The sequence below is a fragment of the Bradyrhizobium sp. SHOUNA76 genome, from assembly GCF_023006445.1.
In the GTDB taxonomy this organism is placed as follows: domain Bacteria; phylum Pseudomonadota; class Alphaproteobacteria; order Rhizobiales; family Xanthobacteraceae; genus Bradyrhizobium.
In genome coordinates, this window is the sequence record NZ_JALBHA010000379.1 from 1 (window position 1) to 6,485 (window position 6,485).

Here is a 6,485-nt window from a genome sequence, read left to right on the forward strand (position 1 = left end):
GCCGCTGCGTTCGAGTGCGATCGCCGCGTCGCGCGTTGCTGCGCGACCGATCCGGGCCGCGCGCGGATCAATCGTCATCCGCGTCGCGACGCTCTGATGCGAGCTCCAGTAATTATTCCAATAGGCGTGGCGTCGATACCAGGAACGTCCGCCATAGTGGCTCGACCAGTAAGACGTCAGCACGAAGGGGACGACAGGAACGTCGATCACATCGACATAGTCGGGAAGATAGACGTAGTGGTTGCGATAGAGATATTCGAGATATTGCGACGACACCCAGCCGCGATCGTCTGAGAAGCTGACGTCGCACCAGGCATTGCCGCGCAGGCAGCCATGGATGTTGACGCGGGCGCCCTCGGGGATGCGATCAACCAGCGGAAAACCCGTACCCGGCCCGGCGCGCAAGCCGGTCGAGACGGTGACGATGCCCGGCGCGGCCAATGCGGCCGTTGGCGCGAGCAGCAATGCGGCAAGTAAAGCGGTCTTGAATTTCATGGCGTGTTCCTCCTCTTTCGAGTCGGAACGCGTAATCGGAGCAGGCGTTCCGTGTGCGGAGATCTCATCCGCCGAAAGAATGAAACGCACGCTACGCGCGGTTCAATATTCATCCGCCGTTCATCGAGCGGTGCGCAAGCGGCGCTGCCGGACCGTCATTTGAGCCGCAACATGAACGCGTCGAAATACGATGCTAGCCCGGCGAAATCATCGAGCGGCACTACGGTCGCAACATACTGATCGGGCCGCACCACGACCATGCAGCCGGCGGTCCGATCGATACCGCGCATTGCGAAAACGTCGTGGCCGCTCTTGAGGTCCGGACAGAACATCTTTTCGTAGTCGTACAAGCCGTAACGGCCCTTGCTTGGGAGCAACATGGGCGACATTGCCTTGATCGCGAGCTCTCGATGATCCTGCTGAAACACTGCGCGCAGATCGATCACGCTGTCGATGTCCGAGCTTCTAGACGTGTATCGCCGGATCGGAGATTTCGGGGACTCGGCGAGAAAATTGCACAAGCGACGAATGGCAGAGCCCGACGCTGCGGGATTCTCGGCGGGCGAAAATGCGTAGATGCGGAAGCGACCATCGGCCTGCCCGGCATGTCCGAGATGCACCGGCTTTGCATCCGCGAGCCGGATTACCGGGGCGGAATGGAAGCGCTTGCCGATGATGAAGCCCTCTGCGAGATGCTGATGCGAGACTGCACCGGTGAGGATGGACGGCGCGTAATGCGTCGCCGTGCCGGCGGTGTAGCGGCCGTGCCTGACGAAATAGTCCTGCGTCCTGGCGGCATCGGCGCCGCCGGCCTTGGCGGCGGAGGCGAGAATTCCCGCCCACTCGCGGTCGAAGTCGATCAGCTCCTTGGCAACCGCCTGGCGCTCCGCCGAATAGGAATGCAACAGGTGCGGGGCGCACTGCTTGCGCAGCACCGCGGCGAGCTTCCACCCGAGATTGAAAGCGTCCTGCATCGAGACGTTCATGCCCTGCCCCGCCTTCGGGCTGTGGGTGTGGCAGGCATCGCCGGCGATGAAGATGCGCGGCAGGCGCGTTGCGATCTCCGCGTCCGGCACGTCGTCGAACTTGTCGGTCAGGCGCTGGCCGATCTCGTAGACCGACCACCAGGCGATCTCCTTCACTTCGAGCATATGCGGCTTCAGGATCCGCTGCGCCTTGGCGATCACGTCGTCGGCGGTAATGCTGCGATTCGCGACGCGTTCGCCGACCTCGAGCTTGGCGAGCTCGACATAGATGCGAACCATGTAACCGCCTTCCCGAGGAATGATCAGCAGGCTGCCGTCCTTCGCCGACTGAATCAACGACTTGAAGCGAATGTCCGGAAAATCGGTCACGGCCAGCACGTCCATCACGCCCCAGGCGTGGTTGGCGGAATCACCGTGCAGCTCGCGGCCGATCGACTTGCGCACCGTGCTTCGGGCGCCATCGCAGCCGACGACATAGCGCGCCCTGATCGTCTCCATCTTTCCTTCATTCGCGGCATCGACGCGTTCAAGCCGCACCGTTACGGCATGATCGTCGTCACCCGCCGCCTGATCGACCGCGAGGTCGATCAGGCGGCGGCTGTAATGCGGCTCCAGCTTGGCCGGCGCTTTGCGCATGACGTCGAGAAAGCCGTCGTGGATACGCGCCTGGTTGAGGATGACGTGCGGGAATTCAGACAGCCCGTCCTCGACGTCCTGCACCCGGCCACTGCGGATGATGGTCTCGGGCGAGCGTTCGTCCGGCTTCCAGAACGTCGTCTCGTTGACCCAATAGGCCTCCTTCAGCACGCGCTCGCTGAAGCCATAGGCGTGAAACATCTCCATGGTGCGGCAGGCAATGCCGTCGGCCTGTCCGACCAGCAGCCGGTCCGGCTTCTGCTCGACGATGCAGGTCTTGATGTCGGGGAATTGCGCAAGCTGGGCGGCGAGCGTGAGGCCCGCAGGGCCACATCCGACGATAAGGACATCGACCTCGGCGGGCACGGCGCCCGCTGCGCCGGAGGCCTGAACGCGCTCGGCAGGATCGGCAATCTCGGGATCGCCCGGCTGAAATCCATTCAGATGGAATTGCATGAACCTCTCCCGTCAACGCTCTGTTTTGATATTGATCAGTATGCTGACTATCAGTATACTTGTCAACGATCCGCACCGCCCTTGTCCAAACGGAGAACTCGGTGAAAGACAACAACGACATGCCCGGGCATCTGGCGCGCCGATTCCAGCAGATCGCAGTGGCCGTGTTTCTGGCCGAGGTCGAAGATGCCGGCTTCGACCTGACGCCGGTGCAATATGCCGCGCTCGCGACCATCAAGGCCAATCCGGGGCTCGACCAGGTGACGCTCGCAGGATTGATCGCCTATGACCGCACGACCATCACCGGCGTGATTGATCGCCTGGTGCAGAAGAAGCTGGTCGAGCGCCGCGCCTCCAGCCGCGACCGCCGCGCCCGCGAGCTCGAGGTTACCGACGAGGGCCGGCGCACGCTGCGGAAGATCACGCCGGCCGTGGAATCGGCGCAGCGCATCATGCTGCGTGGTCTCAGCGCGAAGGAGAGCGAGGAATTGATGCGGCTGCTGCGCAAGACGATTGCGGCCGGCAACGATCTGAGCCGCGCGCCGCTCCGCGACATGCAGACATGATCCGGTATTTTTGTACGTAATTGTCGCGGCGCGCCGAAACCAGGAACTAACCTTCGGCTGTTAGGGTCGGCGACATTCTGCGCTTAACGCGCGATTAACTTTGCGGTTCGGGGGTTTCGGATGTTCAGGTTCCTCATTGCGGCTGCGGCCATCGCGCTCTCGACCGGCCATGCGCTCGCAAACGGCCATGGCGGCAGCGACGCCCCTCCTCCGCCTAAGCCCGAGGCGACGACCGCACCAGCAAAGGTGGTCATTACCAAGCAGGGTCCCAAGCTCGTCGATCTCAAGGGCATGACGCTCTATTATTACGAGCGCGATACCACCGGCAAAACGTCGAACTGCAACGGCAAGTGCACCGAGAGCTGGGTGCCGTTGCCCGCAACGACCGACGCCAGGGCCATCGGCGACTTCACCGTGATCAGCCGCAACGACGGCAGCAGGATGTGGGCGTACCGCTACCGCCCGCTCTACACCTCGGCCGCCGACAAGACGCCGGGCGATGCCAACGGCAATGCCACGACGCTGCAATGGCGCGTTGCCCGGCCCGAGAATTAGGCGAGCGCGTCAGCGGTTGTCACGACCGCTCGGGCCGGCCAGTTCGGTCGGAACGGGCCTGAAGGTCGGCATATTCGCACTCGGTTGCAGCGGCTTGATCTCAGCGTTTACCACCACGGGCCCGGTCGTGAACCAGAGCGCCGCCACGGCTGCGATCGCCAATCCCGCGCCAAGCGCCGCAAGCTCTTTCATGTTTCCGTCCCCGGAGATCAGTTGCTGAGGATGACGCCATGCTGGTGCCGCGACGGATGATCGGCATCGACCAGCGCGTTCGGATCGGTTGCGATCACGGCTTCCGGTAGCGGCATCGGCTCGATACCGGCGAAGCGGCGATAGAGCGCGCCCATGACGGCTCCGCAGAAGCCTGCCGGCACCACGAGAAAGGCAAGCAGCGGCACTGCGAACGCGAGCAACAGCGTGCAGGCGAACGCCGCAACGCCGCCAATGACCGCGTATTCCCACGCATTAGGGCGGCTCATGGCCCGCGCGACGTGGTGAACACAGAGCATGAAGATGCTTGAAGGAATGACCGAGATCACCATCATGACCATGAAGGTCTGCGCCGGGATCACCGCCGCGAAGATGTGTGCCGTGCTCTTGTCCGCAAAGCCGTTCATCAGCAGTGGCAGCAGCGTGTAGGGCAGCAGGGTTGCGAGCACCGTCGGGATCAGTGCGGCAATGACGATGCCTGCAAACGACGTGCGGACGCGGACCGGCCCGTTGAACACCAGGGGCGGATTTCTTGGTGCAACGGCCCCGGCAGCCTCCGCGGCTGCGCGCGCAACCGGGCTCACCCCGGCGAACTGGCCGTAGAGGAATCCGCCGATCATGCCCGCGATGGTCGGCAACAGGCCGATGGTCACCACAGTCCCGTCGCCGGGCGCGGCCAGCTGGATGTGGTTGCGGATCGCAATGCCGTAGCTCACCGCCGCCATGACGCCGCCCATCAGACCGTAGGCAAGCCGGCTCGAGACCGTCCACTGCCGCAGCAGCATATGTCCGGCGAACAGCAAGGCGGCGTTCATCGCCATGCGGCTGGCATAGAACACCAGGATCTGATCCGGCGCCGGCACACCGACCGGATCGGTCACCTGCCCTCCCGCGACGGCGAAGACCAGCAGCACGGCCTCGACGATAGCGAGCGGAATTAGCGCGGCGAACAGCGCGCGAGGCGAATTCTTGACGAGATACATGCGAGCAACCCCTTGCCCGCTGCACGCTAGACGCGAAGCGTTACGGCGCGCGCAAGACAATGGATAAAATTGTCTGTAAGCACGCGCCAGCGATGTCGCGCCATCTTCGCGTGCGGGCTTAGCCGCGCCAGCGCGAGCCCGCCTCGGCCCGCGCGCTCTGTCCGGGCGGCAGTACCACGACCATCGAATTGAGCTTCACCCGGTCGTACAGATCGATCACGTCCTCGTTGCGCATGCGGATGCACCCTGACGAGATCGCCTGCCCGATATATTCCGGCTGGTTGGTGCCGTGGATGCGGTAGAGCGTGTCCTTGTTGCCGGCATAGAGATAGATGCCACGCGCGCCTAAGGGATTGGCGGGACCGCCGGGAACGCGCGCCGGATACGGTCCAAGCCGCGCCTGGATATCTGCCGTCGGAACCCAGTCCGGCCATTCCGCCAAGCGGCCGACCCGCGCGACGCCGGAGAACGCCATGGCTTCCTCGCCGACCGCAACGCCGTAGCGGATCGCCTTGCCATCCGGCAGCACGTAATAGAGGTAGCGCGCGTCGGTATCGACGAGGATGGTGCCCGGCTGCTCCTTGCGGTTGTAGTCGACGACATGACGGAGATATTGCTCCGGCACGTTCGCCTGCGCGTAAGGCGTGTGAGCGAGCAACTGCCGGTCGCGTGGCGTCATGCTCGCGTCGGTCGACGGCGAAAGCGTTGCCTGCATGCAGCCGCCCAGCGGCAGCAAGGCAACAACGAACAAGGCGATTAAGGATCTTGGCACCGCCGGCCCCCGATAGCGGATAGCAGCGCCCCCAGCCTCCCCAGATGCTGCCAAAATCGTGCTGAAAACAAGGCAACGCGGAACACATGCGCGTGTTCGACAAAGTGGGTTCCATCACCACAAACCGCGGAAGGAGCGTCGCATCATCTCCATCCCCTCGCCTTGCTTTGGTCAAACCCGGCTGGACTCGTGCGTCATCGGCCGGGCTCATCAGTTTGGGGGCTCGCCTCAAGAGATCGGCTCGCGCCAATGCGGACGACCAGGACTTAACACCCGGGTTTCAAACATCTGGGCTTCAAAGGAGCTGCGATGCTCGCGACGCTGAACCCTAAGCAAATCGTCGATGAGATCGTGAAGGACACGGTCAAGGACAACGATCCGCACGACGCTATTCAGATTTCGCCCGACATCGTGCTGGCATCGCGCCCCATCAGCGTGGCGCCGGCGCTGGCGCCTGACGTCACGACGCGTCCGGAACCGAAATTTGCGCCGGAGCCCAAATTCTCGCTAGAGCGCAAAATCTCTCTGGAGCCCAGGTTCAGTCCTGTCTCGGAGCCGCCGGCGGCGCCCCCACCCTCTGTCGATACCGCCATACGTGTCGCAGCGAGCGATGGCAGTGGCCCGCGAAAGCGATCTGCCGTGGGCAGGTGGCTGCGCGGTGCATTCGTCACGTTCCTGTTCGCGGGAGGAAGCGCAGCCGCCGCCGTCGCCTGGGAGAAGCACGGCGATACCGCCAAACAGATGCTCGCCGAATGGACCCCGGTCGTGGCGTCGCTGCTGCCTTCCACATCCTTGACCGCCACGTCGCAGACCGCGCCGGTCGCCG

The 6,485-nt window shown here is 63.7% G+C and carries 7 protein-coding genes and 1 pseudogene; 3 read left to right on the plus strand and 5 right to left on the minus strand.

From position 1 onward, the window contains the following. Together MOV74_RS28110 and MOV74_RS28115 are read right to left on the minus strand one after the other, a co-directional pair. A partial coding sequence (locus tag MOV74_RS28110; protein ID WP_246929857.1) for an SH3 domain-containing protein occupies positions 1 to 495 on the minus strand: 495 nt, incomplete at its 3' end. 155 nt (positions 496 to 650) lie between these two features. After that, a complete protein-coding gene (locus MOV74_RS28115) occupies positions 651 to 2,573 on the minus strand; it encodes an FAD-binding monooxygenase (protein WP_246929859.1) in 1,923 nt (640 codons plus the stop codon). A 101-nt stretch (positions 2,574 to 2,674) separates the two neighbouring features. Here MOV74_RS28115 and MOV74_RS28120 point away from each other — a divergent pair, with 101 nt between their 5' ends. Next, positions 2,675 to 3,139, plus strand: coding sequence for a MarR family winged helix-turn-helix transcriptional regulator (locus MOV74_RS28120; protein ID WP_246929860.1), 465 nt, complete (start codon positions 2,675 to 2,677; stop codon positions 3,137 to 3,139). A 120-nt stretch (positions 3,140 to 3,259) separates the two neighbouring features. Beyond that, entirely contained in the window at positions 3,260 to 3,694 is a 435-nt protein-coding gene (locus tag MOV74_RS28125) for a hypothetical protein (protein ID WP_246929861.1), read from the plus strand. Between the two features lie 9 nt (positions 3,695 to 3,703). Here the strand turns inward: MOV74_RS28125 and MOV74_RS28130 are convergent, their stop codons facing one another. From MOV74_RS28130 to MOV74_RS28140, 3 genes are all read right to left on the minus strand, one after another. Continuing rightward, positions 3,704 to 3,886, minus strand: a complete 183-nt coding sequence (locus MOV74_RS28130; RefSeq protein WP_246929862.1) for a hypothetical protein — start codon at positions 3,884 to 3,886, stop codon at positions 3,704 to 3,706. A gap of 17 nt (positions 3,887 to 3,903) precedes the next feature. Continuing rightward, complete coding sequence (locus MOV74_RS28135) at positions 3,904 to 4,887, minus strand: hypothetical protein (protein ID WP_246929863.1); 984 nt, start codon at positions 4,885 to 4,887, stop codon at positions 3,904 to 3,906. A gap of 118 nt (positions 4,888 to 5,005) precedes the next feature. Next, complete coding sequence (locus tag MOV74_RS28140) at positions 5,006 to 5,602, minus strand: L,D-transpeptidase (RefSeq protein ID WP_246929864.1); 597 nt, start codon at positions 5,600 to 5,602, stop codon at positions 5,006 to 5,008. A 366-nt stretch (positions 5,603 to 5,968) separates the two neighbouring features. On the opposite strand from MOV74_RS28140, the pseudogene MOV74_RS28145 reads away from it, so the two are divergent. Next, positions 5,969 to 6,485: pseudogene (locus MOV74_RS28145) on the plus strand (hypothetical protein); the annotation flags it as partial.

What these genes read in the sequence shown, in the direction of transcription:
- MOV74_RS28135 (WP_246929863.1), bottom strand. Translation starts at nt 4,887, where the DNA reads ATGTATCTCGTCAAGAATTCGCCTCGCGCGCTGTTCGCCGCGCTAATT.
- MOV74_RS28125 (WP_246929861.1), top strand. Translation starts at nt 3,260, where the DNA reads ATGTTCAGGTTCCTCATTGCGGCTGCGGCCATCGCGCTCTCGACCGGC.
- MOV74_RS28140 (WP_246929864.1), bottom strand. Translation starts at nt 5,602, where the DNA reads ATGCAGGCAACGCTTTCGCCGTCGACCGACGCGAGCATGACGCCACGC.
- MOV74_RS28130 (WP_246929862.1), bottom strand. Translation starts at nt 3,886, where the DNA reads ATGAAAGAGCTTGCGGCGCTTGGCGCGGGATTGGCGATCGCAGCCGTG.
- MOV74_RS28115 (WP_246929859.1), bottom strand. Translation starts at nt 2,573, where the DNA reads ATGCAATTCCATCTGAATGGATTTCAGCCGGGCGATCCCGAGATTGCC.